Below are 25,579 nucleotides of genomic sequence, written 5' to 3' on the forward strand. Positions count from 1 at the left end.
TGGAAGGAGTGAGCTCACCACAGCGCTTTACTTGTAGGTGTCCAGCGCGGAGTAGTCGTGGTAGCGGTTGATCTCCACGTCGTCCAGCACGGCCAGCGCATCGGTGGTCAGCACCGCGACCGAGCAGTACAGGGAGATCAGGTACGACGCGATCGCATGGTTGTTGATACCCATGAAGCGCACCGACAGCCCCGGGCTCTGTTCGCCGGTGAGGCCCGGCTGGAACAGGCCGACCACGCCCTGGCGCTTGTCGCCCACGCGCAGCAGCAGGATCTTGCTCTTGCCGTCGGCCACCGGCACCTTGTTCGACGGGATCAGCGGGACGCCGCGCCAAGTGATGAACTGCGAGCCGAACAGGCTCACGGTCGGCGGCGGCGTGCCGCGGCGAGTGGCTTCGCGGCCGAAGGCGGCGATGGCCAGCGGGTGGGTCAGGAAGAAGGCGGGCTCCTTCCATACCTTGGTCAGCAGCTCGTCCAGGTCGTCGGGCGTGGGCGCGCCGGTCAGCGGGAAGATGCGCTGCTCTTCCGTCACCTGCGACAGCAGTCCGTAATCCGGGTTGTTGATGAGCTCGCTTTCCTGGTTCTCCTTGATCGTCTCGATCGTCAGGCGCAGCTGTTCCTTGATCTGGTCGTGCGGGCTGCTGTAGAGGTCGGAGATCCGGGTGTGCACGTCGAGCACGGTGCTCACGGCGTTCAGGTTGTATTCGCGCGGATGCTCTTCGTAGTCGACCCAGGTGCGCGGCAGCTGGTTTTCGCTTTCCTTGGCGGTACACACCACCTGGATCGATTCGGGGTTCTTGACCTTGTTCAGCCGGTAGATGCCGGCTTCGACTGGAACCCATTGCAGCAGGTGCGTGAGCCAGCGCGGGCTGATCGTTTCGAGCTGGGGGACGCTCTTGGTGGCATTGGCGAGCTGGCGTGCGGCGTTGTCGCCCAGAGCGGTCGTTCCGCCCACTGTTGCTGTCATGAAGACTCCGTTGATCGATGAAGGAAGAGAGATCGACGGGCAGTGTCGGCGCGCCGTGGCGGTTCGCTCAACAGGCTATAGCCGCCAAGTTGATGCGGCGCACCGTGCGCTGCCGCTCGATCTGATCGCACCGGGTGAGCAGCGACGCGATGTCGATGTCCAGCGCGCGTGCGAGCTTCTGTGCCGTCAGGATCGACGCGATGACGCGGCCGCGCTCCACCTCGCCGACATAGGAGCGGTTGAGGTTCGAGCGCTCGGCCAGCTGCTCCTGCGACCAGCCACGCACTTCGCGCAGCTGACGCACGGCGATGCCGAAAATCTGGATCAGGTCTTCGACGGGCGGCGCCGTCTCGCTCCGCACGGCACTCATGCAATCGGCCTGGCGTTCTGCAGGCTGGCCTGGGTCACGCTGGCGCCCGCCGGCACGTGGTCGGTGATCCACACGTTGCCGCCGATGGTCGCGCCCTGCCCGATCGTCACGCGCCCGAGGATGGTCGCGCCGGCATAGATGACCACGTCGTCTTCCACCAGCGGATGGCGCGGCAGGCCCTTCTGCAAGTGGCCTTCGGTGTCCAGCGGAAAGCGCTTGGCACCGAGCGTGACCGCCTGGTAGATGCGCACCCGGCGCCCGATGACGGCCGTTTCGCCGATCACCACGCCCGTGCCGTGGTCGATGAAGAAGCCCGGCCCGATCTGCGCGCCCGGGTGGATGTCGATGCCGGTCTGCCCGTGCGCCAGCTCGGCGACGATGCGCGCCAGCAGGGGCAGGTCCAGCGTGTAGAGCGTGTGGGCGAGGCGGTGGTGGATCATCGCCAGCACACCGGGGTAGCACAGCAGCACCTCATCCACGCTGTGCGCCGCCGGGTCGCCCTGGTAGGCGGCCAGCACGTCGCTGTCGAGCAGGCGACGCACGTCGGGCAAGGCGGCACCGAAGGCCCGCACCGCCGCGAGGGCGAGCGCGTCGACATCCACTTCCGGCCGCGGATCGCGCCGCGCGTAGTAGTTCAGCTCCAGCAGCGCCTGCCCATGCAGCGCATGCAGCGCGGCATCGAGCGTGTAGGCGACGTAGACGTCCTCGCTTTCCTGGCGCAGCTCGAGGGGCCCGAGCCGCATCGGGAACAGCACGCCCTGCAGCGCGACGACGAGCTGCGCCATCGCATCACGGGACGGAAACTCGCGCCCGCGCGGTTCGCGCGAGCGTCCCTGTGCATCACGCCACTCGTTGCGGGCGGTGTGCAGCGCACCCGTGATCTCCGCGATGTCGAATCTGGCCATCGGTCCGCCTTGTTCTTGTGTTGGCGCCTTTTGCTGCGCGATCAGTCCTGCACCCACGGCAGGCCATGAAAGCGCCAGCCGTCCGCGACGCCACGGTGCTGGTGTGCATCGATCTCGCCCTCGAAGCCCTCGCGTACGTTGAACACGCGCGTGAATCCGGCCTTGGCCGCCGCTTCGGCCGCGAGGGCGGAGCGCTTGCCGCTGCGGCACAGCAGCAGCACGACGGCCTCCTTGCCACCCGCCTTCGCCACCTTGGCCTCGAGTTCGCGGACGAAACGCGGGTTGCGCGTGAGCGCCGTACCCGTGGCCCATGGCACATGCAGGCTGTCGGGCACGTGGCCAACGAACTTCCGCTCTTCGGCCGAGCGCACGTCGACCAGCACGGCAGCGCCCTGCTGCACCAGCTGCCACGCCTCGGGCGGGCTGACGCCGCCGGCATAGGACAGGTTCTGCGCCACGGCGTCCGCATGGGCGCGTTCGAGGGCTTCGGGCAAGGCGATCTCTTCGACTTCGATGGACATGGGGAACAGACTCCTGGATGCGTGGGCGGCCTTCTGGATGGCCATAGACACCAATCTAGGGGCAAGCGCCCGGCGTCCCAACGAATAAAAAGTGGAATCCAAACAACCGGCACATCTGTGCAAGGGGCATGCGTCGGTCCGCAGGCCCGGCACTTAGACCTCGCACGCCATAAAGAACGAGGAAATCCGTCGTTGCCGACCCGCCCGCGTCGGGCGTATGGTCGGCAGCTCGCTCACCCGTCCGTCCCCATGACATCCTCCAGCCAACTCAAACTCGGCGCCTTCATGCGCCCGGTCAGCATCCACACGGGCGCCTGGCGCTACCCCGGTGCCTTCGCCGACGCCAACTTCAACTTCGCGCACCTCAAGCGCTTCGCGCAGACCCTGGAACGCGCCCGCTTCGACGCCTTCTTCATGGCCGACCACCTGGCCGTGCTCAACATGCCGATGGCTGCCCTGCAGCGCAGCCACACCGTCAGTTCCTTCGAGCCCTTCACGCTGCTGTCGGCGCTGTCTCAGCACACCACGCACCTGGGGCTGGTCGCCACGGCATCGACCACTTTCGACGAGCCCTTCCACATCGCGCGCCGATTCGCCTCGCTCGACCACCTGAGCGAGGGCCGCGCCGGGTGGAACATCGTCACGACGAGCAACCCCGACGCGGCAAAGAACTTCGGGCGCGACGACCACATGGACCACGACGAGCGCTACGCCCGGGCGCGCGAGTTCTACGACGTCGTGACCGGCCTGTGGGACAGCTGGGCCGACGATGCCTTCATCCGCGACGCCGAGAGCGGCCGCTTCTTCGACCCGGCGCGCCTGCACACGCTCGACCACAAGGGGAAGTACCTCTCGGTCAAGGGCCCGCTGCACATCGCCCGCCCGGTGCAAGGCTGGCCGGTGATCGTGCAGGCCGGCGCCTCGGAGCCGGGCCGGCAGCTGGCGGCCGAGACGGCCGAGGTGATCTTCGCCGCGCACGGCACGCTGGCCGAAGGGCGCAGCTTCTATGCCGACGTGAAGGGCCGGCTCGCGGCGCTGGGCCGCGAACGCGACCACCTGAAGATCCTGCCGGCCGCCTTCGTCGTGGTGGGGGACACGGTCGAGGAGGCGCGCGCCATCCGTGCCCGGCTCGACAGCTTGGTGCATTACGAAAGCGCCATCGCCTCGCTGTCGATCTCGCTCGGCGTCGATGCCTCGACGTTCGATCCCGATGCGCCCCTGCCGCCGGTGCCGGAGACCAACGCCAGCAAGAGCAGCCAGCAGCGCGTGATCGCCCTGGCCGAGCGCGAAGGCTTCACCGTGCGTCAGCTCGCGCAGCGCCTGGGCGGCTATGGCGGACTCGCTTTCGTCGGTACCGCCCAGACCATCGCCGACGAGATGCAGGAATGGCTCGAGACCGAAGGCTCGGACGGTTTCAACATCATGTTCCCGTGGCTGCCGGGCGGGCTCGATGCCTTCGTCGAGAAGGTCGTGCCGGAACTGCAGCGCCGCGGCATCTTCCGGCGCGACTACGAGGGCACGACCTTGCGCGAAAACCTCGGCCTGCCACGCCCGGCCAACCGGTTCTTTCCGCCGTCGGCCTGAAGCAGGCGCGAGGCCAGGCCGGCTCCGAATCTCCGTTCGTTCAGAACGTGTGAAGGAACCGTCGCGAGCGCGTCGAGCTTGCATCGAGGACCGGAACCGCACTGGCGTGCGGTGAGGACCGCAGATGCGAGATCGGCGTGCGCAGCAGGTTCATTCATACGTTCTCAGCCGCCCACTGAACTGTCGACCGAGCCTTGGCCTGCCTGCGGCGCGCCGGTTGGCGCCTGCGGCAGCGCGTCCACCAGTTCGAATTCGATCAACGCACCGTGGGCGCGCGACGGCGCGAGTGCGCCGCCGGTCTGTGCAGGATCCTCGGTGTACAGCACCAGGGCGTAGGGCCCTTCGCCGCGCGCCGCCAGCCGCTGCGCCAGCGGGCTCGACGGCCCGCCGATGGGATCGCGCGGCGCCGACAGCACCAGCGCACTGCTTCCGATGGCGATGACCGCCTGGCGCAGGCCGCTCCCCGGCAGCGCCACGGACGGGCCGACATGGACCGCACCGTCCTCCACGCCCTCGCCGAGCAGCGCGCGGTAGCGCTCGACCGTCGTGTCGAGATCGTGCACCGCGATGGCGAGGCTGGCCACGCCCAGGGCACCGTTGGGATGCACGCGCACGTTCCCCTCCGGCACCCGCAGGGCGCGTGGCGTGATGTCCCCGCAGAGAAAGGGTAGATCAGGCGATGGCGGCCGGGCGGTTTGCCACTGCAGCCGCTGGCCGTCGGGCCGCAGGCGCCCGCCATCGAGCGGCCCGTCGAGCATCAGGCCGCGTTCGCCCGCGGCGGCCACCGTGGTGGCGGTGCTGCGCGGCAACAGGGCGAAGTCGACGATGCCCTCGCCGTGGCGCTGCAGCAGTTGCCACCAGTGCTCCTCGGGCGCCGGCGCCTTCCAGGCGATCAGCTCGAAGTAGCTGCCATCGGCAAAGACGATGAGCGCGTTGTGGGTCGTGCGGCCGGGATGGTCGCCGCCGCGCAGCACGTGGAAGCCGAGCGCGCCGTAGTCGGCGATGGCCAGGTCGAGGTCGTGCACGGCGATGACGATGTGATCGAGCGGGAGGGTCATGGTGTGGCTTTCGGTTTGCTGGCGGGCTCGCAGGGTTCGCAGCGCTCAGGCGAAGTGGCAGGCCACCCACTGGGCGGCGACGGGGCGCAGCGCCGGCGCCTCCTGCCGGCACCGGTCCACGGCCTGCGGGCAGCGTGGGTGGAAGCGGCAGCCCACGGGTGGCTGCAACGGATCGGGCAGGTCGCCCTGGAGCACCGTGCGCGCGCGGTGCGCCGCACCGGGCTGCGTGCGTGGAATGGCGGACATCAACGCACGCGTGTAGGGGTGCAGCGGTGCGCGCCACACCGCGTCGCTCGGCCCCTGCTCGACCACCAGGCCGGCGTACATCACGGCGATGCGGTCGGATATGTGCCGCACCACCGACAGGTCGTGCGAGATGAAGAGGTACGACACGCCGAACTCCTCGCGCAGCCCGAGCAGCAGGTTCAGCACCTGCGCGCGCACCGACACGTCGAGCGCGGACACCGCCTCGTCGCAGACGATCAGCGCCGGCCGCAGCATGAGGGCGCGCGCGATGCCGATGCGTTGTCGCTGCCCGCCCGAGAACTCGTGCGGGTAGCGCGTGGCCATCTCGGGCCGCAGGCCGACCCGCGCCAGGGCCCAGGCGACGTGCTCGCGCCGCTCGACCGCCGTGCCGCGCTGCTGCACGACCAGCGGCTCCTCCAGCGCACGCCCGACGTTGACGCGCGGGTTGAGCGAGGCATACGGGTCCTGGAAGACCATCTGCAGCCGGCTGCGCACCGACTGCAAGGCCTTGCCTTCACGCTTCGTCACATCCTCGCCGTCGAAGTCGATCCGGCCCGCGGTCAGCGGTGTCAGGCGCAGCGCGACGCGCGCCACGGTCGACTTGCCGCAACCGCTCTCGCCGACCAGGCCCAGCGTCTCGCCACGGCCGACCTCGAGGTCCACGCCGTCGAGCGCATGCACCGTGCCGGCCTGGGTCGGGTAGTGCTTGACGGCCTTCTTGAGGCTCAGCAGCGGCGTGCTCATGCGACCTCCCGCAAAAGCTCGTGCGGCTCGGCGATCGACGCGCCGACGTTCGCGAGCGGCAGGAAGCACGCGGCGCGGTGCACCCCGCCCTGCCCCACCGCATCGAGCGCGGGTCGCGCATCGAGGCAGGTTCCGCGCGCCTGCGGGCAGCGCGGTGCGAAGGCACAGCCGGGCGGCATGTCGAGCAGCGACGGCACGGTGCCCGCGATCTCGGGCAACCGGCTGCCCGGCACCAGCTCGCCCAGCGCCATCGACGCGAGCAGGCCCGCGGTGTACGGATGCGCCGGCGCATCGAACAACTGGGCGACGCTGCCCTGCTCCACCACCCGCCCGGCGTACATGACCGCGGCGCGGTCGGCCACTTCGGCCACCACGCCCAGGTCGTGCGTGATCAGCAACAGGCCCATGCCGCGCTCGGCCTGCAGCTCCTGCAACAGCTCGAGGATCTGGGCCTGGGTCGTGACATCGAGCGCGGTGGTCGGTTCGTCGGCGATCAGCAGCTCGGGCTCGCAGGCCAGCGCGATCGCGATGACCACGCGCTGCCGCATGCCGCCCGAGAGCTGGTGCGGAAAGTCGTCGGCACGGCGCCGCGCCATCGGGATGCCGACGCGGTCGAGCAGGTGCACGGCCTGGTCCCAAGCCGTCGCGCGGTCGACCGGACGGTGCAGCCGGATCGCCTCGACGATCTGGCTGCCGATGCTCAGCACCGGGTTGAGCGCCGACAGCGGCTCCTGGAAGATCATCGAGATGCGGTTGCCGCGCAGCGCGCGGATGCCGGCTTCGGGCAGCGTCACGAGGTCGGTGCCGTCGAAGACGATGCGCCCGCCCGCGATGCGACCTTGCGTGCGCGGGATCAGCCGCAGGATCGAATAGGCGGTGACGGACTTGCCGCTGCCGCTTTCGCCGACCAGCGCGACGGTCTCGCCGCGGTCGACGCTCAGCGAGACGCCGTCCACCGCCTTCACCACGCCGGCGCGGGTGTCGAACCAGGTCTGCAGGTCATGGATGTCGAGCAGGGCCATGCGCCTACCTCCGCCGCAGGTGCGGGTTCATGGCGTCGTTCAGCCCTTCGCCCAGCAGATTGAAGGCCAGCACCGTGACGACGATCGCCAGGCCCGGCAGGCCGCAGATGTACCAGGCATCGGTGACCTGCTCGCGGCCGCTGCCGATGATGGTGCCCCAGCTCATCACGTTGGGGTCGCCCAGGCCGAGGAAGGCCAGTGCCGCTTCGGTCTGGATCGCATGCGCCACGGCCAGGGTCGACACCACGATCACCGGCGGCAGTGCGTTCGGCAGGATCTGCGTGAGGATCAGCCGCGCATGGCTCATGCCCGCGGTGCGCCCGGCCAACACGAACTCGCGCTCGCGCAGCTGCAGGAACTGCGAGCGCACCAGCCGCGCGGTGGGCGGCCACGACACGATGCCGATGGCGAACACCACGGTCGCCACCGACGGCTTGAAGAGCGCGACCAGCACAACGGCCAGCACGAAGCTCGGCACGGTCTGGAACACCTCGATCACGCGCAGCAGCACCGCGTCGACCCGGCCCCGGTAGTAGCCGGCCAGCGCGCCGATGGTGATGCCGACGAAGGCCGAGATGAAGGTGCCGACCAGCCCGATCAGCAGCGAGACGCCGGCGCCCGACACCAGCCCGGTCGCCAGGTCGCGGCCCATGAAGTCGGTGCCCAGCGGATGCTCGGCGTCCTCGCCGGGCCACAGCATCGGCGCACCGGCCATGTCCCACGGGTCGCCGGGAAAGAACCAGCGGCCGACCGTCGCGGTCGCGACCACGAGCAGCATGAGCACCAGCCCGACCAGCGCCGGACGGTTGCGTGCGACCTCGCGGGCGAAGCCTGCCGCGCGCGCGAGGCGACCGCCGTCGTAGCGGACGGGCGTCACGGCGCCGTGCGTGCCATTCACCAGGACCGGCTTCATGCGTGTGCTCCGGCGGATGCGAGCTGCACGCGCGGGTCGAGCCAGGCGTAGAGCACGTCCACGAGGATGTTGATGAGCGTCACGAGGATCGAACTCAGCAGCAGGATCCCCAGCAGCAGGTTGAAGTCGCGCGCCAGGATCGCCTCGAAGGCCAGGCGGCCGAGCCCCGGCCAGCTGAAGACCGACTCGACCAGCACCGCGCCGCTCAGCAGCGACGCGATCTGGAAGCCCAGCATGGTCACCAGCGGCAGCAAGGCGTTGCGCAGCGTGTGCACGAGCGTGATGCGCGTCTCGCCAGCGCCCTTGGCGCGGGCGGTTCGGATGAAGTCGGCGCCGTACAACTCCAGCATCGCGCTGCGCACCAGCTTGGCGTAGACCGCCAGGTAGAAGGTCGCGAGCGTCACCGCCGGCAGCACCGCATGGCGTGCGACGTCGACCACCCAGGCGAAGCCGGTGTGGTTCGCGCTGATGTCCACCATGCCGCCAGAAGGCAGCCAGCCCAGCCGCGCCGAGAACAGCACGATCGCCATCAGCCCGAGCCAGAAAGTCGGCATCGCATACGCGGCCAGCACGAAGAGCGAGGCGAGGTTGTCGACCCAGGTGTGCACCTTCAAGGCCGACAGCACGCCCAGCGTGACGCCGAGCACCAGCGCGATGACGATGGCCGCGACCATCAGCAGCAGCGTGGCCGGCAGCCGGTCGACCACCAGGTCAAACACCGGCATGTTCTGGCGGAACGAGAAGCCGAGGTCGAGCGTGGCGATGTTCCAGAGGTAGTGGCCCAACTGCAGGTACAGCGGCTGATCGAGCCCGAAGCTCGCGCGCAGCTGCGCCATGTACTCGGGCGTGGCGGCGCCGGCCTCCCCGGCCATCACGTCGACCACGTCGCCCGGCGCGACCTGCAGGATCAGGAAGTTGAGCAGCGCGATGCCGAACACCACCGGCAGCACCTGCAGCAGCCGCTTCTTGAGGAAGCCCCAGAGCGGGGACGCCGTGCGCCGGCTCATTTCTTCGCGTCGAGCCAGGCGTCGCCGTACGACGCGAAGAGGCCGTCGCCCTGCAGCACCTGCTTGTGCAGGCGCGCGGTCGACACCGTGACCCAAGTCTGCTCAACCAGGTCGAGCACCGGCAGGTCTTCCTGCACGATCTGCTGCCATTCCTTGATGAGCGCCTTGCGCTTGGCCACGTCGGCCTCGCCGCCGGCGGCTTCCATGATGCGGTCGAGCGCGGGGTTGGAATAGCCCGAGCCGTTGGTCCACGGCGCGCCCTTGACGATGTTTTGGGTCCAGAACAGCCGCTGTACGCCCAGCGTCGGGTCGGGCAGGCGGTGCAGGCTGGAGATCATCAGGTCGTAGTCCTGGTCGTTGAAGATGCGGCGCAGGTAGGTGGCAGTGTCGCCCCCGCGCAGTTCCACGTCGACGCCCACGCGCGCCAGCGACTGCTTGATGAATTCCGCCGGGCGCGTCGCCGTGACGCCGCCGCCGGCGTCGAAGTCCAGCGTGATCTTCAGCCGCTTGCCATCCTTGCCCGGCTTCAATCCCGCCTCGTCCAGCAGCGCCGCCGCCTTCTTGAGGTCGTAGGGGTACTGGCGCGTTTCGGGCGAGTAGTAGTTGACGACCGACGACGGCACCGGGCCGGTCGCCGGCTTGCCGTAGCCGAGGAACACCACCTTGAGCAGCGCATTGCGGTCGACGGCATGCGCGAAGGCCTGGCGCACGCGCTTGTCCGACAGGGCCGGCCGGCGCACGTTGAACTGGGTGAGGAAGATGGTCGCGAGGTAGCGGCCGTCGTCCAGGTTGATCGTGTACTTCGCCTTGTCGCTGAACTTGTTGAGGTTCGACAACGGGATGCTCGAGCCGAGCGCCACGTCGAGCTCGCCGGCCTCCAGCGCCACAGTGCGCGCGGCCGCGTCGGGAATGAACTTGAACACCACGCCGTCGAGGTAGGGCTGCTGCTCGCCGCCCGGCCCACGGCCCCAGTAGTTCGGGTTGCGCTCCAGCCGCACGTGGCTGCCCTTGACCCATTCCTTGAAGACGAAGGGGCCGGTGCCCACCGGCGCGTTGTTCGCCGGGTTCTTCAGCACGTCGGTGCCTTCGTAGAGGTGCTTCGGCAGCACCTGCGCACCGTAGGTGTTGATGTAGTTGAGCAGGTACGGCGCGGGCGACGACAGGCGCACGATCACCGTGTGCGGGTCGGGCGTGTCGACGGCGGTCACGTTGGCGAAGGCGGCGCGGCCGAAGGGATGCAGCGGTTTCCACACCTCCAGCAGCGTGTACTTCACGTCGGCCGCGGAGAAGTCCTTGCCATCGTGCCACTTCACGCCCTTGCGCAGATGGAAGGTCACGGTCAGCCCGTCGGGCGCGACCTCCCACGAGGTCGCGAGCTCGGGCACCGGCTGCAACTTCAGGTCGTAGCTCACCAGCCCTTCGAGCACCTTGCTCGACACCTGGCCGATGTTCATCGTGGTGATGAAGGCCGAGGTCAGCAGCGTCGGCTCGGGCGAGACCGCGACGTTGAGGATGCCGCCGCGCACCGGCTTCGTGCCGGTGGTCTGCGCGAAGGCCGAAAGGGCGAACAGGCTGTCGGCCAGCGCGATGGCGCCCAGCGTGGCCGTGGAATGGATGAAGTGTCGTCGGTTCGAATGCATCGGAAATTGTTCGCAGAGAGAAAGAGGAAGGTGCGTGGCGCTCAGTCGGCCGACAGGAGATAGGCGTCGGCCAGCGAGGCATAGAGTCCGTCGCCCTGTGCCCGCACCTTGCGGTAGCGGCTGCTGGAGACGGTGGTCCAGTCGAGCTCGATCAGGTCGAGGATCGGTACCTCTTCCTGCACGATGGCCTGCCATTCGTCGACGAGGCTGCGGCGTTTGGCCGGGTCGAGCTCGACGGCAGCCGCTTCCATCACCCGGTCGAGTTCGGGGTTGACGTAGCCGGCGCCGTTGGTCCACGGCACGCCCTTGGCGATGTTCTTGCTCCAGTACCAGCGCTGCACGCCCAGGCTGGGGTCCGGCAGGTTGTGCAGGCTGGTGAGGAACAAGTCGTAGTCGGCATCGCCGAACACGCGGCGTATGTAGACGCCGGCGTCGGACGCGCGCAGTTCGAGGTCGACACCCACCCGGCCGTAGTACTGCTTCATGAACTCGGCAGTCCGCGTGGCTTCGAGCGAGCCGCTGCCGTAGTCGAGCGTCAGCTTCAGCCGCTTGCCGTCCGCCTTGCGCGGGAGGCCGGCGGCGTCGAGCAGCGCCTCGGCCTGCTTCGGGTCGTGCCTGTACTGGCGGCCCTTGGCGCTGTGGAAGGCCGGCACCGTCGACGGGATCGAACTGCTCGCGACCTTGCCGTAGCCACCGAACACCACGCGCAGCAACGCCTCGCGGTCCAGCGCATACATGAGCGCCTGCCGCACCCGCTTGTCGGCCAGCGCGGGCTTGCGCACGTTGACCGTGGCCAGCTGGATCGATGCGAGGTAGCTGCCGTCGGTCGTGTTGATGGCGAACTTCTTCTTGTCCGAGAACTGCTTGAGGTTCGACACCGGGATGTTCGAGGCCAGCGCCACCTGCACCTCGCCGCTGGCCAGCGCGACCGAGCGCGCGGCGGCATCGGGGATGAACTTGAACACCACGCCGTCGAGGTACGGCAGCCCGGGGCGCCAGTAGTTCGGGTTGCGCTCCAGTGCGATGTGACTGCCGCGCACCCATTCCTTGAAGCGGAACGGGCCGGTGCCGATGGGCGCCGTGTTCGCGGGGTTCTTGAGGAGGTCGGTGCCTTCGTAGAGGTGCTTGGGCACGACCTGCGCGCCGTACACGTTCAGGAAGCTCAGCAGGTAGGGCGTCGGCCGCGACAGCCGCAGGATGGCGGTGTGCGCGTCGGGCGTATCGACCGCCTGCACCGACGCGTAGGCCAACCGGCCGCCGGGGTGAATCTTCTGCCACACGTTGAGCAGCGAGAAGGCCACGTCGGCCGAGGTGAAGTCGTGCCCGTCGTGCCACTTCACGCCGCGGCGCAGGCGCAGCGTGAGCGACAGGCCGTCCGGCGCGAAGGCCCACGACTCGGCCAGCTCGGGTTGCGGCTGCAGCTTGTCGTCGAACCACACCAGGCCCTCGCTGATCTTGCCCGCGATCATCGTGACCTGCATGGTCGTGAGGAAGGCGGCGGTGATGATCTGCGGCTCCGGCGCCAGCGAGATCACCAAGGCGCCGCCGCGTTGTGGCGACGCCGACTGCGGCTGCTGCGCGTGGCCCGTGCCGAGCATGGGCAAGGTGGCAGCAGCGAGGCTGCCCTGCAGCAACAGACGCCGATTCAATGAGGACACCATGGCGGTCGAAATCTCCGTGGACATGCTGAGCCCACCGGGACAGCGATCGAATGAAAGCGCCGAAGGTTAGGGGCTGCGCGTGTGCCGCCCAAGCAACAAAAACGAGAATCGATATGCGGACGCCATACGCACGCGCCAGCGCATAAGCAAGCACGCAAAGCTTCGTTGGCCGTGCGCCGCCCTGCGCTTAGAGTGCGCTCCCGGCCGGCTCACCCCGGCATCCCTCGCTCGTTCCTCAAACGCTCTCAGGCGCCCCATCTGTCGGAGTTCTCCTTGCGCTTCCTTTCGTCCCGCCCTCCTTCCAGCCGCCGGCCTTCGCGCCTGGCACTCGCCCTCGTCTCGTGGCTGGTCGCCGGCGCGGCGCAGGCGGCAGACCTCAGCGTCGGCTTCATGCCCGGGCCCTACCGCGATGCGTTTGCGAAGGGCATCGAGCCGCTGCTCAAGCAGCAGGGCTACACGGTCAAGTACGTCGAGTTCAGCCAGGGCGTGCAGCCCAACGATGCGGTCGAGCGCGGCCAGATCGACGCCAACATCTTTCAGCACACGCTCTACCTGGAAGCGACCAACCAACGACAGGGCTTCAACCTGGTGCCGATCGTGAACGTGCCGACGCCGCCGATGGGCCTCTATTCGCAGCGCTACAAGTCGCTCGCCGCCGTGCCCGACGGCGCCACCGTCACGCTGCCGTCGGACCCGGTGAACGCGACGCGCGCGCTCAACCTCCTGGCGGCCCTCGGCTGGCTGCAGCTCAAGCCGAACGTGAATCCGTTGAGCGTGTCGGAGCGCGACGTGACCGCCAACCCGAAGCGCCTGAAGCTGGTCCCGATCGAGGCCGCACAGGCACCGCGCTCGCTGGCCGACGCCGACGTGGTCGCGGTGCAGGGCAACTTCGCGGTGGCCTCGGGCCTCAAGCTGACCGATGCGCTCAAGCTGGAAGACATGACGCAGCCCTACGTCAACGTGGTCGCCGTCAAGCGCGGCAACGAGAACGCGCCCTTCGCCAAGGACATCGTGCGGGCGTACCAGTCGGCCGAGTTCCAGGCCTTCTTCAAGGCCAACCCGGTGTGGGCCGGCTACCGGCTGCCGGACTACTTCGGCAAGTAGGCGGCGGCCAGCGGCGTCATCGCGCGGACGCCGCGGATGGCGCCCCGCGCCCGCAGGCCAGCGCCGCCAGCGCCAACAGCAACGCGGCCGCGCCGTACACCCACAGCGACGACACCACCGGCAGCACCAGCCCGGCCACCAGTGGGCCGGTGCCGGCGCCGATGTCGCGCCACACCGAGCGTGCGGCCAGCGCCTGCACGCGGCCGGAGCCCGGATGGCGATGCGCCACGATGGGGGCGAGCAGCGGCAGTTGCAGGGCGCGCAGCACGACGATCGCTGCAGCGCAGCTCCAGAGCCACCCGGTACCGAAACCCAGCAGCGCGACCGCGGTGATCAACGACAGCACGACGAGCAGCCGCTCCGCGCCCCAACGCTGCGCCATGCGGCCGCCCACCGGGCTCAGCACGATCTCTGCGCCATAGCGCATTGCGAGCAGCACGCCGGCCGCGACGACCGCGCTGCCGGGCAGCAGGTCCTTGCCGAGGAAGGACAGACCGATGATGAACAGGCCGTCGAGCGTGAAGCCCTCGAGAAAGGACCATGTGTCCAGCGCGTTGGGGCGACGCGGACGCGGGCGCGACGGCCCGAGCGTCGGGTGCGGCACGCTGGGCAGCCGGCGCGTGGCGAACAGGCCGCCCAGCGCGACGAGGGCCAGCAGGACAAAGATCGGCCGCGGCCCCGCGGCTTGGGCGAGCACCGCCCCGGCAGGCAAGGCGAGCACGGGCCCGAGGGCGATGAAGGCGCGCGAGCGGCCCGAACGCAGCGCGGCCCCCACCGGCTCGGCCGTCGCGAGTGCCTGCGTGGCCAGGTTGAGCGCCGCGAAGCACAGGCCCCACACGAGCCGCAGGGGCAACAAGGCCCAGAAGCCCGAGAGCGTGGCGTAGCCGAGTGCGCAGAAGGCGGCGGCGACCACGGCCAGGGTGCAGGTCGGCCGGTCGCCGTGACGGGCATAGAAACGCGCCACCCAGCCATAGCCGGCGATGCGCACCAGCCGATTGGCCGCGAGCAGCAGTCCGACTTCCGCCAGCGTGACGCCGAAAGCCGCGCCGTACATCGGCAGCAGGAGATAGAGCACCGTGTCGCCGGGGAGCGTGGCGCCCAGGGCGATGGCGGCGTGCCTTGAATCGCGATCGGCGGCCGTGATGGATGCGGGAGAGGCAGGAGGCCGGGACGATGACATGGCACGCATGGTGCGCCGCACCGGCGCCCGTCGACAAACGACATCGACGGGCGGGTATGCGTGCAAAAATCTCACACATGCCGCCACCCCTCCCCCCGCTCCACGCCGTGCGCGCCTTCGTGGTCGCGGCGCGCCACCAGAGCTTCACGCGGGCGGCGGTGGAACTGCACGTGACGCACGGCGCGGTGAGCCGGCAGGTCAAGGCGCTGGAAACCCACCTGGGCGTGCCGCTGTTCGAACGGCTCACGCGGCAGGTCGTGCTCACGGCGGACGGCCAGGCCTTCTTCGCCGACGCGGCGGCGGCGCTGGCGCAGATCGGCGCCGCGGCGACCGCGCTCAGGGCGCGCGCGCCGGCACGCGCGGTGCGCATCAATGTGCGGCCCTCGTTCGCGGTGCGCTGGCTGATTCCGCGCCTTCCGGCCTTCGTTGCCCAGTACCCGGGCATCGAACCGCAGGTCGTGACCAGCACCGCCGTGCCGTCCAAAGCGGTCGACGGGTTCGACGTGGCCATCCGGCGCGGGCTCCAGGGCTGGCCGCCCTCGATCCAGGTCAAGCCCTTCCTGGACGACGAGGTGCAGGTGGTCGGCGCACCCGCTCTGTTCAACACGCAGGGTGTGGACGCGCCGACTGCGCTGGCGGCGCACGTGCTGCTGTCGGCCCGCACCCGCAAGAGCGACTGGGACGACTGGCAGCGCGCGGCCGGCCTCGTGCGCCTCAAGCCTGCCGGGCGGCTGCAGTTCGATCATCTGCACCTCGTGCTGCAGGCCGCGCTCGACGGCCTGGGGGTGGCGATGGGGCCGACCTCCCTGGTCGCACAGGATCTGGCCCAGGGTCGCCTGCTGTCGCCGCTGCCGCACCTGCGGATGCCGCTGGAACGCTACTACTACGGGCTCGCGCTGGACGCCAGGCCCGAGGCGCAGTTCTTCACCGACTGGCTGGAAGACACGCGGCGTGCCGGCCCCTGAATGGCGCGGCCGGTCGGCATAGGAAACGATGCCCGTCGGTCCGATCGTCAGCGCGCGTCGCGCCGTCCCAGCACCAGTTCGCCACCGGTCGTGTTGAAGGTGATGGTCGGCGCGCTGAAGTCGCTCAGCGGTGCCCCCAGGCCGATTTCGCCGCTGCCGTGCAGCACGCACTCGTCACGTCGCAACGCGATTTCGCCGCTGACACCGGCGCTGCCGTGGAAGCGGACCCAGGTCCCGTAGGTGCTGACGTCGACCAGCACGCAACTGCCCTGCCGCGCCTCGATGCGGGCGTGCAGGCGGGAGACGCGGGGATCGTTCACCACGAACTGCGCTTCGTCCACGCGGCCCAGATGAATCGGCAGGTCTGCGGCACTGAACAGCGCGCGCACGTCGAGCCAGGACAATTCGATCTGTCCGAACGACGAATCCACGGCCCGGTTCGTCTGAGCCAGGGTGGCCGGCATCGTGAGGAATTCCGACATCTCCTCCTGCCAGTCGATACGGTGCACGATGGGGGTCTCGTTCTTGCCGCGAATCGTGATCGGACCGAGGTTGCGGTGCCGCACCTCGCCTTCCTTCAATTGCTCGACCACCGATTCGGTGACCCAGATCTGCCCGGGGCCGGCCAGGTCGCTCAGACGCGACGCGAGGTTGACGGCGTCGCCGTAGCAATCACCGTCCACTTCCAGCACGTCGCCGCTGGCCACGCCGATCTGAAGATCCATGCGCAAGGCCGCGGGCCAGGCCTGGAGGCGCTTCTGGTGGTTGCGCTGCAATTCGAGAACGGCGGCCGTGGCGATGTCACCCGCCGGAAAAATCGCCAGGACGCCGTCGCCCAGCATCTTGACGACCCGGCCACCGTGCGCCTCGCACACGCCGCCGATCCACTGGGTCAGGCGCGTGACGGTGTCCGTCGCGCGCGCATTGCCCATGGCCTCGAAAACCCGAGTGCTTCCCGTCAAGTCCGCGAAAACGACCGTTGAATTGGCGCCCATGTTGTGCAGTTTTTCGTAGCAATCGCTGATTGATTATGGCAAAGCAATTGCTTTCCATCGTGGTGCGCTGGAACTTTCTCCTGGAGCCGCCGCACTGGCGCGCCGATTTGACAAACCGTCAACGGTGTCCGCACAAGCTTGCTGGTGTGCTCCCAAAAGATCGCCACGCAACGATAAGCCAGAGGTATTCATTTCGAGAACCGACTTGAGCAAAAGCGTGAAGTATGTTGTTTTAAAACATGTTTAATTGTTTCTTTGCTTGTGGGGGGCATGGCCTCCCTATAACGTAGTAGGCATCGATGGCTCCAGGCATCCTGCCTCTGCTCCATGTCTCCCAGCAGTCTTCTTCGTCTACTGTCGTTTCCAGGTCTCAGCTTTCGCCGGTCGACCGACCGTCAGCTGGTCCAGATCCGTACGTCGATGCTGTCCTTGCTGGAGGCCCGTCCGGGAAACACCGTGCACCGCGTGGCACAACGCGTGCGTTTCGCCGACGACCTCGAAGCGCTCTGGTACCTGCGCCAGGACGTGCTGACGAGCCTCGCCGAGATCGACGGCGAGCCGTCGGCCCGCCGCCAGATGCGCCGCATCAACAGCCTGTTCAAGGGCGGATTGCCGCAAACGATGGGCCCGCGCGTCCACCGTTTCACGGCCTGAGGCGCCACCCTTCCCGCGCGGGCACCCTGCCCGGCTTTCTTATTCGAACGCGCTAGTGGTGGTGATGGCCGTGGTGCGCGTCCCGGTGTCCCCACACCATGAAGACGTCACGCCCGTCGAGCGCCATTTCCACCTTCGCACCCACCGGCAGCAGCACCTTGGTCGGCACATGGCCGAAGGGAAGCCCGGTCAGCACGGGCACTTTCAGCTGACTGCGCAGCCGATCGACCACCGTGCGGAGGCTGAAGCCTTTGTCGTGCGGCACCTTCTTGAATGACGTGAACTGACCCAGCACCACCGCGCGCTGACGCGCCAGCACGCCCGCATGCCGAAGCTGATCGAGCATGCGCTCGAGGCGGTAGGGATGCTCGTGCACGTCCTCCAGGAAAAGCACCCCTTTGTCGACGCCCGGGAAATAGGGCGTGCCCAGCAGGCTCACCAGCACCGACAGGTTGCCGCCCCACAGCACGGCGTCGTGCACATGGCGCAGCGTCGGCGCCTCGCCGTCACGCGCGGGCAGGCGCCATCCGGTGCCCTCGCCCTGGCCGCAGATCAGGTCGTCGAAGCAGGCTTCCATGATGTCGTCCGGGCCATCCACGGCACCGAAATCCTCGCCGACCGACGGGCCGGCCCAGCTCACCGCGCCGGTCTTGGCGAGCAGTGCGTTCTGGAAGGCCGTGAAGTCGCTGAGGCCCACGAATTCCGTGCCGCGCGACACGGCCTTGGCCACGGCCTTGTACGGAATCGCGTCGAGGATGCGCGTGAGGCCATAGCCGCCGCGCGAGATCAGGGCGATCTGTGCACCGCTGGCGGCCGCGCGGCCGATGGCTGCGAGGCGCGTCTCGTCATCACCGGCAAATCGCTGATGGCTCGACAGCGCCGCCTCGTCGACTTCGACGGTGTGGCCCAGCGCCTGAAGCCGCTTCACGCCGCGCCGGAAGGCGGCCTTGTCCCGCACGGCGCTGGACGGGGAATAGATGTAGATATGTTTGCTCACGCCGGGAAGTATCCCATTGCCCTGAAGCGCCATTCGGCGGCCTGCGCGGTGTCGGGCCCGGACGAGTGCGCCGCCGCGGTGCCCAGGGCGCGCAGCGCCGCCTCGTAACCGCGATCGGGAAACGGTGCGCGCCACGCATCGTCCATCGCGCCATCGAAGGCGTCGGGCACCGGGCGCGTGCCGACGAAGCGCGTCGGCGCCGCGGCCTCGAGCAGCGCCGCGAGCGGCTCGGCGCCGGCCAGGGGCGCCAGCAGCAGCGGTGGCCCCGGCCGGCGATCGAGCCAGTCGAGCAGCACGTCGCGATGCCACGCCCACCGGTGCACGGCATCGCGCTTTGGTTTGTCGCTGCGGCCGAAGCCGATCAGATCCGGTGCGAGCCAGCGCACGCCGGGCTGCGCGACCAGGTGTCGGAACCCATGGCTCCACTGCCCCGGCCCGTGCAGGCACAGCACGGTCGCCGTGGCATCCGGCGGCCCCTCGTCGAGGTAGTGCATGCGCCAGCCGCCGAGCGACGGCAGGTCGCTGACATAGCGCGCCGCAAAGCGCTCCGGCTCGACCAACCGGGCGAAGCGCGCCTCGGGCGTGCGCAGTGCATCGTCGCGCAGCGGCTGCGCCGACTCGCGCGCCGCGGCGCGACGATCCTGGAAAAAGGTCTGTAGCAACTGGCCGCATTCGTCGGCCAGCACACCGCGCTGCACGGCCGTGTGGTGGTTGAGCTGCGGCTGCGCGAAGAGGTCGACGACCGAGCCCGCCGCCCCGGTCTTCGGGTCGGCCGCGCCATACACCACGCGGGCCAGCCGCGCATGCAGGATGGCGCCGGCGCACATCGCGCAGGGCTCGAGCGTCACGAACAGCTCGCAGCCGTCCAGGCGGTAGTTGCCGAGCGCCGCTGCACCGTCGCGCAGGGCGCGGATCTCGGCGTGGGCGCTCGGGTCGTGCGAAACCACGGGCGCGTTGCGGCCGACCGCGACCCGTTGGCCGTGGCGAACCAGCACGGCGCCCACCGGCACCTCGCCGGCCGCGCCCGCGGCGCGCGCCTCGGCGAGGGCCAGGCCCATCCAGTGCGCGTCGTCCGGCGCGACCGGTGCCGCGGGCGGACTCATGGCTTGTCGTCCGGCATCGCCCGGGGCTGCATGGCGGCATCGAGCGACTTCTGGATGTCCTGCTGCAGTTGCCGGCCCTGCGCCGGGGTCGATGGTGCGTCGACGGATGCCGGCGCGGCGAGACTGCTCGTCTGCTTCTTGACCAGCAGGCCGACGACGAGCAGCGCGATCACCAGTCCGACCAGACCCAGCACGCGCATGTCAGTGGCCCTCCACCGCGCTCGTTGCCATGCCCAGCCGCTCCATCCACGCAGCCAGTGCCCGTTCGTCGGGCGAACCCTCGCGGTACTGCGCATGCATGGCCGCGTGCGCTTCCGGGCGATGCTGGTTGAGCTTCAGCTTGCACTGCAGCGCCGTGACGCGCAACGTGAAGCCGACCATCCCGGCCAGCATCTTCCGCTGGAAGTCGTCGCCCAGGTCTCGCCACTGCTGCGCGTAGGCCGGCTCGTGGTCGGCGATCAGCCGCTTGAGGAGCTTGTCCTTCTCGTCAGGCGTCTCGACCAGCGTGGCCTCGACCGTGCAGTGCACCGCCAGGTAGTTCCAGGTGGGCACCCGCGCCAGGTCCGGATAGACCGTCGGCGACAGGTAGGCGTGCGGACCCATCACGGTGAGCACGGCCCGCGGCCGGGCCTGCAGGTAGCGCCAGTGCGGATTGGGCTTGGCGCAATGCGCGAGCAGCACGAGTTCGTCGGCGTCCGGGTCGTCCACGACCACCGGCAGGTGCGAGACGAAAGGCAGGCCCTCGTCGTCGTTCGAAATCAGGCTGGCAAAAGGATGTTCGCGCAGGAGCGCAAGCGCGTGGGCGCGGTCCTTGGCATTGAACTGTGGCGGCATGTACATGGCGTGTTCCCGTGAGGTCCGCCGATTGTCCGCGAGCGCACGGAGGCCCGCAGCGAGAATGCGGCATTCATCGTTTCGACCATGCAGGATTCGCTCTTTCCCGATCTTCCCGATGAGGCCGGGGCGCCGTCGCCCTCACCGGCCGCTACACCGGCGCCGCGAGCCGCGCGCGCGGGCGCCATTGCCGCCCAGCCGGTCGCCCCCGCGCTGCAGGCCACGGCAGACGCCTTGTCGCACCACGTACGGCTGGGCACCTCGACCTGGTCGTATCCCGGCTGGGCCGGCATCGTCTGGGACGGCGCCTATGCCGAATCACGGCTGGCCAGGGAAGGGCTCACGGCCTATGCCCGTCACCCGCTGCTGCGCACCGTCTGCGTCGACCGTGCCTTCTATCGCCCGCTCAGCGCGATCCAGTACGCGCGGCTGGCGGCCATGGTGCCGCCCGATTTCCGTTTCGTGGTCAAGGCGCCGAGCCTGGTGACCGATGCACTGGTGCGCGGCGAGGAAGGCCGCGGCCGCCAACCGAACCCGGCCTTCCTGGATCCGGCGCTCGCGGTGCACGAGTTCGTCCGGCCGGCGCTCGAAGGCCTGGGTGAAAAGACCGGCGCACTGGTGTTCCAGCTCAGTCCGCTGCCGCTGCCGCTGCTCGCCCGCCGGGACGAGGTGTTCGATCGCATCGCAGCGATGTTGCGCGCCCTGCCCTCGCTGCGCCCCGATGCGCCGGACGGCGTGATCGCGGTGGAAGTGCGCGACCCCGAACTGCTCACCCCGGCGTTCGCCCAGCTGCTGCGCGACGCCGGCGCCACCTACTGCCTGGGGCTGCACCCCAAGCTCCCGCCCATCGCCGAGCAGCTGCCGATGCTGCGCGCGCTCTGGCCGGGGCCGCTGGTCTGCCGTTGGAACGTGAACCGCCGCCACGGCGCCTACGGCTACGAGGACGCCGAAGCGCTGTACGCACCGTTCGACAAGATGGTCCATCCCGACCTCGACATCCGCACGGCCCTGGCCCGGGTGATCGCCGGCACCGCGGACGCCGCGCAGAACGTGTACGTCACGATCAGCAACAAGGCCGAGGGTTCGGCGCCGCTGAGCGTGCGGGCGCTTGCCGAGCAACTGCAAGGGACCTCTGGCCGGGCAGCGGCCTAAACCAGGGCCGGGTCGGATTGATAGCGCTCGTGGCCCTCCGCCCGGGCAATCAGATAGGCCGCACTGCTTGCCGCGATCTCGAGCCGCTTCACGTCGCGCGCGGTGAAGGTGCAGCCGCCGCCGATGTTGAAGCCGCACAACATCCCGTATAGCCGCCCGTTGGGCAGGCGCACCGGCACGCCGATATGCGCCCCGAGTGCGGTGTACTCCACCGACAAGCCCTGCGCGTGCGCGATCGCCTGCACACTGGGAATGAGCGCGGGCAGACGGCAGTCCAGGATGCGTTGGCAGATGGTGTCGGGCAGCGGATGAGAGCCCCCGACATCGATCGGGGACGGCGCCAACACCGTGTCGATATACCTGAAGACCCGACGCCCTTTGACGATCTCCCCGACGAACACGACATCGAGTTCGAGCAGTTCCCTCACCACATGCAGCAGTTCGCCGATCGCCCGGTGCACCGACACCTCTTCGGCGCGGAACGACGCATGCGCCGTGACCAGACAGACGTCGGCCTCGTCGAGCAGCGGGAAGTTGGAAATGAGGGGGTCGTGTTGCATCGTCGCGATCGGTGACTCGATGGTAGGCCGCGCCATGGCAGGCGCCTGCGCAGTACGTCGCATATCCAACACTCGAATGCCGTGATGTGTCGATAGCGTGACTTCCGTTGTCAGGCATTGGTTCTCCCGTCGACGATGCGCCTGCAGCACCGCGTCCTTCAGCCTCTCGCGGCGCTGCCGATATACCTGGAGACATGTCCAAGCAGAAGCCATCCTCCATCCCCGAGCTCACGTCCGAGATACCGCGCGAGCGTGTGATCCAGGACGATGGCGCCTTCCTCCTGGTGTCGACCAAAGGGCTCCCCTATGCGCACACCTGCGGCCTGCTGATCCGCCGGTGCGCGCTCTCGGACGCGGCGCCGTTCGGCTACGAATGCCTCGGCCAGTACCGGCAACTGCGCAAGTCACTGTGGCATGCGTGCCTGGACAGTCGCATCCCCGATGCAGACGGCCGCACCGAACGCTCGACGGGCATTTACGCGAGCGAGCTCGACGCGCTGGTGAACCTGTGGGCCAGCCGACGCCTTCCGCAGCTGGGCCCCTTGCTGTAGGGGCGCCATGCGCGGTACGACGGTTCAGCCGTGGTACGCCCGAGTCCGTTAACAAGCCAGAGGCGATCGTGCCCAGGCACCGACCGACTGCATGAAGCGATCCGCCGCCTGCAACTGGGTGGCGTAGATCCATTCGTCCGGCTGGTGTGCCTGCGCGATCGAGCCGGGGCCGCACACCACCGTGGAAATGCCGACCTGCTGGAAGAAGCCCGCTTCGGTGCCGAACGGCAGCTCCGCCGCCGGCCAGAGCGCGCCGAGTTCGCGCGCGACCGCGACGGCCGCGTCGTTGTCGCGCATCGACAGCGCCGGCACGCCGGCGATCTGCACGGCCTGGACGGTGACGCCGACGGGAAGGTCCGTCAGGGCGTCCCGGACCGCCTCGCGCACGCGTTCCGCCGTCGCGTCGTCCTGCGGGCGGAACTCCCACAGGACCTCGCAACAGCCCGGCACGATGTTGATGGCGGTGCCGCCATCGATCCGGCCGATGTTGAGCGTGGCCTCGCCGCCCTCCTTGGCAAAGCGGCGTCGCAACCCGGCCAGACGGGTGACCAGGTGGGCGGCGGGCTCGATCGCGCTGGCCCCGAGCGAGGGGTCGCTCGAATGCGCGGGCAGTCCGCGAAAGAGCGCCCGATGCCCGAAGAAGCCGCGGTGCCTGACGCCGATCCGCATCTGCGTCGGTTCGCCGACGATGGCCACGGCCGGCGCGGCCACCTGCGTCGTCAACCGATGCACGAGCTGCGGAACGCCGAGGCACCCGATCTCTTCGTCGTAGGAGAACGCCAGGTGAATCGGACGACCCAGTGAATGCCGCTGCCACGCAGGAACGGCCGACAGGCAGGCCGCAATGAAGCCCTTCATGTCCGCCGTGCCGCGGCCATGGAATCGGCCGTTGCGTTCGACCAGGGTGAAGGGGTCGGAGCGCCAGTGCTGATCGGCCACGGGCACGACATCGCTGTGGCCCGAGAGCACCATGCCGCCCGCCGTGTCGGGCCCGATGCTGGCCAGCAGATTCGCCTTGTGGCCGTCCGCGCTGTGCACGAGGTGCACCTTGACCCGGTGCGCTGCCAGGTAGTCCGCGATCCAGTGGATCAGTTTGAGGTTCGATCGATGCGATGTGGTGTCGAAGGCCACCAGGGTCCGCAAGATCTCGAGGGTGGTCATGCACGGCCTATCGGACCAGCCCGATCCGGATCCTCCGGTTGTGTTGCCCCTTGTTCTCGATCTTCAGGATGCGCAGCGGTGCCGACTGCGAGGTCTTCGAAAGATGGGTTCCGCCGCAGGCCTGCCGGTCCAGGCCCACGATGTCGATGATGCGCGTGGTGCCGTCGTCCTGGCTCGGCGGTGCGACGGACCGGCTTCGCACCACCCCCGGCTCGCGCGCGAGTTCGGCCGCATCGAGATACACCGCATTCACCTGCAGACCGTCCGAGATCAGCGTGTTGAGTTCGGGCTCGAGCTTGCGCAGGTCGTTGTTGTCGGCCTCGGGCAGATCGAAATCGATACGGGCCGTGCCGTCGGCGGCCATTTGCACGCCGGTCACCAGTGCGCCTTCGAAGCGTTGGTAGACAAGCGCGTTGAGAATGTGCAGGCCGGTGTGCAACTGGCTCATCATGAAACGGAATTCCCGATCCACCTGGGCGACGACCTTTTCGGCGGACATCGTGGCGACGTCGGTCTCGTCGAAGCAGTGCCACGCATGGCCGCCCTCCATCTCGATCCGGCTGATCTTCATCTCGCCGCCCTTCCATTGCAGCGTGCCGCGATCCGCCAACTGCCCGCCACCGCCTGGGTAGAAAAAGGACCGATCGAGCAGCACAGCGTTCGGACGCCGCGCGATGACGTTGGCCTCGAAGCTGAAGCAATCGGGTTGGGTATGGCAAAGGTAAGGAGACATGCATTCCTCGGCGACGGGAGGTCTAGGAGAATCGGCGTGCCGTCACGATGCCGATCAGGATGATGGCGCCCCCCACGAATTCGGGAACGCTCAGATATTCGTGAAACAGAGAGGCGCCGAGCACGGTGGCAATCACGGGCTGCACCAGGAGCGTGATGGAAGACAGCGCGGCAGGGAGCTTGGCCAGCGCATAGGCGATGAGGCCCTGGCCACCGACATGGGAGATGACCGCCAGCCCCACCAGCATCAGCATGCCGTGAAGCGTGTGCGGAACCAGCGATTCGCCGCGCCAAAGCGTGACGGGCAAAAGAACGATCAGGGTTCCGATGCTGCTCCATGCCATGACGGTCATCGTTCGATGGTTCGAGCGCACCAGGCTGACCGCCAGCAGGTAGGCGCCGTAGAAGACCGCCGTCAGCAGCCCCAACAGATTGCCTGCCATGTAGTTCGATCCGAAGTCCAGCCGATGGCCGATCAGAACGAACGCACCGCCCAGTGCGAACAGCATGCCCCACAGGAATGCGGCACTGAATTTTTTCCCCAGAAACAGCTTGGACCCGAGCACCACGAAGATCGGGGCAAGGTTGGCAAGGAGATTCGAATTGGCCAGCGTGGTCAGCGTCATGGACCAGTGATAGAGCGCCAGATTTCCCGAGAAGATGAATCCGACAAGGATGAGCTTGATCGGAACGGCCGGCCTCTGTTCGGATGCAGCGCCGGTCGCGTGTGCGGTTTCGGCTCTTGCGGCCAACGCGTCGAGCAGGAAGAAGATGGGAATCGCCAGCGCCACCCGGTAGACCGCACTGGCGGTCGGGGGCAATTCGCTGTGTCGAAGAAAGACGCCGCCCAACGCCAATGCCGCCGCGCCAAGCAGCAGCGCCATGAAGGAAAGCAGGTTGCTTTTGGAGGCAGCAGGCAGGGCAAGGGATGTGGTCATGTCTATCCCGGCACGA

The 25,579-nt window shown here is 68.6% G+C and carries 27 protein-coding genes; 6 read left to right on the forward strand and 21 right to left on the reverse strand.

The genetic code is table 11. From position 1 onward, the window contains the following. Nucleotides 1-27: 27 nt before the first annotated feature. The 4 genes from QTH86_RS04710 to QTH86_RS04725 all read right to left on the reverse strand — a co-directional run bounded on the left by QTH86_RS04710 (nucleotide 28) and on the right by QTH86_RS04725 (nucleotide 2,762). Nucleotides 28-966: a family 2A encapsulin nanocompartment shell protein gene (locus tag QTH86_RS04710; protein WP_286645819.1), complete on the reverse strand. Its 939-nt coding sequence runs from the start codon at nucleotides 964-966 to the stop codon at nucleotides 28-30. Between the two features lie 67 nt (nucleotides 967-1,033). After that, entirely contained in the window at nucleotides 1,034-1,336 is a 303-nt protein-coding gene (locus tag QTH86_RS04715) for a helix-turn-helix domain-containing protein (protein ID WP_286645818.1), read from the reverse strand. After that, nucleotides 1,333-2,241: a serine O-acetyltransferase EpsC gene (epsC, locus tag QTH86_RS04720; protein ID WP_286645817.1), complete on the reverse strand. Its 909-nt coding sequence runs from the start codon at nucleotides 2,239-2,241 to the stop codon at nucleotides 1,333-1,335. The genes QTH86_RS04715 and epsC overlap by 4 nt, the downstream gene beginning before the upstream one ends. Nucleotides 2,242-2,282: 41 nt before the next feature. Further along, complete coding sequence (locus QTH86_RS04725; RefSeq protein WP_286645816.1) at nucleotides 2,283-2,762, reverse strand: rhodanese-like domain-containing protein; 480 nt, start codon at nucleotides 2,760-2,762, stop codon at nucleotides 2,283-2,285. Between the two features lie 249 nt (nucleotides 2,763-3,011). On the opposite strand from QTH86_RS04725, the gene QTH86_RS04730 reads away from it, so the two are divergent. Further along, the gene (locus QTH86_RS04730) at nucleotides 3,012-4,346 is read left to right on the forward strand and encodes an LLM class flavin-dependent oxidoreductase (protein ID WP_286645815.1); all 1,335 of its coding nucleotides are present in this window, start codon (nucleotides 3,012-3,014) and stop codon (nucleotides 4,344-4,346) included. Nucleotides 4,347-4,510: 164 nt separating this feature from the next. Here the strand turns inward: QTH86_RS04730 and QTH86_RS04735 are convergent, their stop codons facing one another. Genes QTH86_RS04735 through QTH86_RS04765 form a run of 7 tightly spaced genes read right to left on the reverse strand, consistent with a single transcriptional unit; the run spans nucleotide 4,511 to nucleotide 12,661 of the window. After that, the gene (locus QTH86_RS04735; protein ID WP_286645814.1) at nucleotides 4,511-5,404 is read right to left on the reverse strand and encodes a VOC family protein; all 894 of its coding nucleotides are present in this window, start codon (nucleotides 5,402-5,404) and stop codon (nucleotides 4,511-4,513) included. Between the two features lie 45 nt (nucleotides 5,405-5,449). Beyond that, nucleotides 5,450-6,394, reverse strand: a complete 945-nt coding sequence (locus QTH86_RS04740; RefSeq protein WP_286645813.1) for an ABC transporter ATP-binding protein — start codon at nucleotides 6,392-6,394, stop codon at nucleotides 5,450-5,452. Then, nucleotides 6,391-7,416, reverse strand: coding sequence for an ABC transporter ATP-binding protein (locus QTH86_RS04745; protein ID WP_286645812.1), 1,026 nt, complete (start codon nucleotides 7,414-7,416; stop codon nucleotides 6,391-6,393). Before QTH86_RS04745 ends, QTH86_RS04740 begins: the two co-directional genes overlap by 4 nt. A 4-nt stretch (nucleotides 7,417-7,420) precedes the next feature. Then, entirely contained in the window at nucleotides 7,421-8,329 is a 909-nt protein-coding gene (locus QTH86_RS04750; protein WP_286645811.1) for an ABC transporter permease, read from the reverse strand. After that, on the reverse strand, nucleotides 8,326-9,336 hold the full coding sequence (locus QTH86_RS04755) for an ABC transporter permease (protein ID WP_286645810.1): 1,011 nt from the start codon (nucleotides 9,334-9,336) through the stop codon (nucleotides 8,326-8,328). Before QTH86_RS04755 ends, QTH86_RS04750 begins: the two co-directional genes overlap by 4 nt. Next, nucleotides 9,333-10,976, reverse strand: a complete 1,644-nt coding sequence (locus QTH86_RS04760; protein ID WP_286645809.1) for an ABC transporter substrate-binding protein — start codon at nucleotides 10,974-10,976, stop codon at nucleotides 9,333-9,335. The genes QTH86_RS04755 and QTH86_RS04760 overlap by 4 nt, the downstream gene beginning before the upstream one ends. A 41-nt stretch (nucleotides 10,977-11,017) precedes the next feature. Next, a complete protein-coding gene (locus QTH86_RS04765; RefSeq protein WP_286645808.1) occupies nucleotides 11,018-12,661 on the reverse strand; it encodes an ABC transporter substrate-binding protein in 1,644 nt (547 codons plus the stop codon). Nucleotides 12,662-12,910: 249 nt separating this feature from the next. Between QTH86_RS04765 and QTH86_RS04770 the strand changes: the two genes are divergently transcribed. Next, nucleotides 12,911-13,741, forward strand: coding sequence for a MetQ/NlpA family ABC transporter substrate-binding protein (locus QTH86_RS04770; protein ID WP_286645807.1), 831 nt, complete (start codon nucleotides 12,911-12,913; stop codon nucleotides 13,739-13,741). A gap of 16 nt (nucleotides 13,742-13,757) precedes the next feature. Here QTH86_RS04770 and QTH86_RS04775 read toward each other — a convergent pair whose 3' ends face one another. Further along, a complete protein-coding gene (locus tag QTH86_RS04775) occupies nucleotides 13,758-14,930 on the reverse strand; it encodes an MFS transporter (RefSeq protein WP_286645806.1) in 1,173 nt (390 codons plus the stop codon). Between the two features lie 68 nt (nucleotides 14,931-14,998). Between QTH86_RS04775 and QTH86_RS04780 the strand changes: the two genes are divergently transcribed. Next, nucleotides 14,999-15,886 (forward strand): LysR substrate-binding domain-containing protein, encoded by an 888-nt coding sequence (locus tag QTH86_RS04780; RefSeq protein WP_286645805.1) that lies wholly within the window; start codon nucleotides 14,999-15,001, stop codon nucleotides 15,884-15,886. A gap of 47 nt (nucleotides 15,887-15,933) precedes the next feature. Here the strand turns inward: QTH86_RS04780 and QTH86_RS04785 are convergent, their stop codons facing one another. Then, nucleotides 15,934-16,881, reverse strand: a complete 948-nt coding sequence (locus QTH86_RS04785) for an adenylate/guanylate cyclase domain-containing protein (RefSeq protein WP_286645804.1) — start codon at nucleotides 16,879-16,881, stop codon at nucleotides 15,934-15,936. Nucleotides 16,882-17,337: 456 nt separating this feature from the next. Between QTH86_RS04785 and QTH86_RS04790 the strand changes: the two genes are divergently transcribed. Beyond that, a complete protein-coding gene (locus tag QTH86_RS04790; RefSeq protein WP_286649379.1) occupies nucleotides 17,338-17,535 on the forward strand; it encodes a hypothetical protein in 198 nt (65 codons plus the stop codon). A gap of 52 nt (nucleotides 17,536-17,587) precedes the next feature. On the opposite strand, the gene QTH86_RS04795 is transcribed toward QTH86_RS04790, so the two are convergent. From QTH86_RS04795 to QTH86_RS04810, 4 genes are read right to left on the reverse strand one after another with little or no spacing between them, the layout of a single operon-like run. After that, nucleotides 17,588-18,532: an LD-carboxypeptidase gene (locus QTH86_RS04795; protein ID WP_286645802.1), complete on the reverse strand. Its 945-nt coding sequence runs from the start codon at nucleotides 18,530-18,532 to the stop codon at nucleotides 17,588-17,590. Further along, entirely contained in the window at nucleotides 18,529-19,635 is a 1,107-nt protein-coding gene (gene tadA, locus QTH86_RS04800) for a tRNA adenosine(34) deaminase TadA (RefSeq protein ID WP_286645801.1), read from the reverse strand. Before tadA ends, QTH86_RS04795 begins: the two co-directional genes overlap by 4 nt. Next, on the reverse strand, nucleotides 19,632-19,835 hold the full coding sequence (locus tag QTH86_RS04805; RefSeq protein ID WP_286645800.1) for a hypothetical protein: 204 nt from the start codon (nucleotides 19,833-19,835) through the stop codon (nucleotides 19,632-19,634). The genes tadA and QTH86_RS04805 overlap by 4 nt, the downstream gene beginning before the upstream one ends. A 1-nt stretch (nucleotide 19,836) precedes the next feature. Next, nucleotides 19,837-20,475 carry an FMN-binding negative transcriptional regulator gene (locus QTH86_RS04810; RefSeq protein ID WP_286645799.1) on the reverse strand — a complete coding sequence of 213 codons (639 nt, stop codon included), beginning with the start codon at nucleotides 20,473-20,475 and terminating at the stop codon, nucleotides 19,837-19,839. An 81-nt stretch (nucleotides 20,476-20,556) separates the two neighbouring features. Between QTH86_RS04810 and QTH86_RS04815 the strand changes: the two genes are divergently transcribed. After that, a complete protein-coding gene (locus tag QTH86_RS04815; protein ID WP_286645798.1) occupies nucleotides 20,557-21,621 on the forward strand; it encodes a DUF72 domain-containing protein in 1,065 nt (354 codons plus the stop codon). Here QTH86_RS04815 and QTH86_RS04820 read toward each other — a convergent pair. Beyond that, entirely contained in the window at nucleotides 21,618-22,217 is a 600-nt protein-coding gene (locus QTH86_RS04820; RefSeq protein WP_286645797.1) for a GAF domain-containing protein, read from the reverse strand. The genes QTH86_RS04815 and QTH86_RS04820 overlap by 4 nt on opposite strands. 158 nt (nucleotides 22,218-22,375) lie before the next feature. Between QTH86_RS04820 and QTH86_RS04825 the strand changes: the two genes are divergently transcribed. Then, nucleotides 22,376-22,732, forward strand: a complete 357-nt coding sequence (locus tag QTH86_RS04825; RefSeq protein WP_286645796.1) for a hypothetical protein — start codon at nucleotides 22,376-22,378, stop codon at nucleotides 22,730-22,732. A gap of 48 nt (nucleotides 22,733-22,780) precedes the next feature. On the opposite strand, the gene argE is transcribed toward QTH86_RS04825, so the two are convergent. Genes argE through QTH86_RS04840 form a run of 3 tightly spaced genes read right to left on the reverse strand, consistent with a single transcriptional unit; the run spans nucleotide 22,781 to nucleotide 25,563 of the window. Next, the gene (gene argE, locus QTH86_RS04830) at nucleotides 22,781-23,893 is read right to left on the reverse strand and encodes an acetylornithine deacetylase (RefSeq protein WP_286645795.1); all 1,113 of its coding nucleotides are present in this window, start codon (nucleotides 23,891-23,893) and stop codon (nucleotides 22,781-22,783) included. Between the two features lie 7 nt (nucleotides 23,894-23,900). Continuing rightward, nucleotides 23,901-24,626: an alanyl-tRNA editing protein gene (locus tag QTH86_RS04835; protein WP_286645794.1), complete on the reverse strand. Its 726-nt coding sequence runs from the start codon at nucleotides 24,624-24,626 to the stop codon at nucleotides 23,901-23,903. A 22-nt stretch (nucleotides 24,627-24,648) separates the two neighbouring features. Further along, nucleotides 24,649-25,563 carry a DMT family transporter gene (locus QTH86_RS04840; protein WP_286645793.1) on the reverse strand — a complete coding sequence of 305 codons (915 nt, stop codon included), beginning with the start codon at nucleotides 25,561-25,563 and terminating at the stop codon, nucleotides 24,649-24,651. Nucleotides 25,564-25,579 lie beyond the last annotated feature (16 nt).

The organism is Variovorax sp. J2L1-78 (assembly GCF_030317205.1).
Classification (GTDB): domain Bacteria; phylum Pseudomonadota; class Gammaproteobacteria; order Burkholderiales; family Burkholderiaceae_C; genus Variovorax; species Variovorax arabinosiphilus.

Coding starts and splice junctions, on each gene's coding strand:
- QTH86_RS04710 (WP_286645819.1), bottom strand. CDS start 966: ATGACAGCAACAGTGGGCGGAACGACCGCTCTGGGCGACAACGCCGCA.
- QTH86_RS04715 (WP_286645818.1), bottom strand. CDS start 1,336: ATGAGTGCCGTGCGGAGCGAGACGGCGCCGCCCGTCGAAGACCTGATC.
- epsC (WP_286645817.1), bottom strand. CDS start 2,241: ATGGCCAGATTCGACATCGCGGAGATCACGGGTGCGCTGCACACCGCC.
- QTH86_RS04725 (WP_286645816.1), bottom strand. CDS start 2,762: ATGTCCATCGAAGTCGAAGAGATCGCCTTGCCCGAAGCCCTCGAACGC.
- QTH86_RS04730 (WP_286645815.1), top strand. CDS start 3,012: ATGACATCCTCCAGCCAACTCAAACTCGGCGCCTTCATGCGCCCGGTC.
- QTH86_RS04735 (WP_286645814.1), bottom strand. CDS start 5,404: ATGACCCTCCCGCTCGATCACATCGTCATCGCCGTGCACGACCTCGAC.
- QTH86_RS04740 (WP_286645813.1), bottom strand. CDS start 6,394: ATGAGCACGCCGCTGCTGAGCCTCAAGAAGGCCGTCAAGCACTACCCG.
- QTH86_RS04745 (WP_286645812.1), bottom strand. CDS start 7,416: ATGGCCCTGCTCGACATCCATGACCTGCAGACCTGGTTCGACACCCGC.
- QTH86_RS04750 (WP_286645811.1), bottom strand. CDS start 8,329: ATGAAGCCGGTCCTGGTGAATGGCACGCACGGCGCCGTGACGCCCGTC.
- QTH86_RS04755 (WP_286645810.1), bottom strand. CDS start 9,336: ATGAGCCGGCGCACGGCGTCCCCGCTCTGGGGCTTCCTCAAGAAGCGG.
- QTH86_RS04760 (WP_286645809.1), bottom strand. CDS start 10,976: ATGCATTCGAACCGACGACACTTCATCCATTCCACGGCCACGCTGGGC.
- QTH86_RS04765 (WP_286645808.1), bottom strand. CDS start 12,661: ATGTCCACGGAGATTTCGACCGCCATGGTGTCCTCATTGAATCGGCGT.
- QTH86_RS04775 (WP_286645806.1), bottom strand. CDS start 14,930: ATGCGTGCCATGTCATCGTCCCGGCCTCCTGCCTCTCCCGCATCCATC.
- QTH86_RS04780 (WP_286645805.1), top strand. CDS start 14,999: ATGCCGCCACCCCTCCCCCCGCTCCACGCCGTGCGCGCCTTCGTGGTC.
- QTH86_RS04785 (WP_286645804.1), bottom strand. CDS start 16,881: ATGGGCGCCAATTCAACGGTCGTTTTCGCGGACTTGACGGGAAGCACT.
- tadA (WP_286645801.1), bottom strand. CDS start 19,635: ATGAGTCCGCCCGCGGCACCGGTCGCGCCGGACGACGCGCACTGGATG.
- QTH86_RS04805 (WP_286645800.1), bottom strand. CDS start 19,835: ATGCGCGTGCTGGGTCTGGTCGGACTGGTGATCGCGCTGCTCGTCGTC.
- QTH86_RS04810 (WP_286645799.1), bottom strand. CDS start 20,475: ATGTACATGCCGCCACAGTTCAATGCCAAGGACCGCGCCCACGCGCTT.
- QTH86_RS04815 (WP_286645798.1), top strand. CDS start 20,557: ATGCAGGATTCGCTCTTTCCCGATCTTCCCGATGAGGCCGGGGCGCCG.
- QTH86_RS04820 (WP_286645797.1), bottom strand. CDS start 22,217: ATGGCGCGGCCTACCATCGAGTCACCGATCGCGACGATGCAACACGAC.
- QTH86_RS04825 (WP_286645796.1), top strand. CDS start 22,376: ATGTCCAAGCAGAAGCCATCCTCCATCCCCGAGCTCACGTCCGAGATA.
- argE (WP_286645795.1), bottom strand. CDS start 23,893: ATGACCACCCTCGAGATCTTGCGGACCCTGGTGGCCTTCGACACCACA.
- QTH86_RS04835 (WP_286645794.1), bottom strand. CDS start 24,626: ATGTCTCCTTACCTTTGCCATACCCAACCCGATTGCTTCAGCTTCGAG.
- QTH86_RS04840 (WP_286645793.1), bottom strand. CDS start 25,563: ATGACCACATCCCTTGCCCTGCCTGCTGCCTCCAAAAGCAACCTGCTT.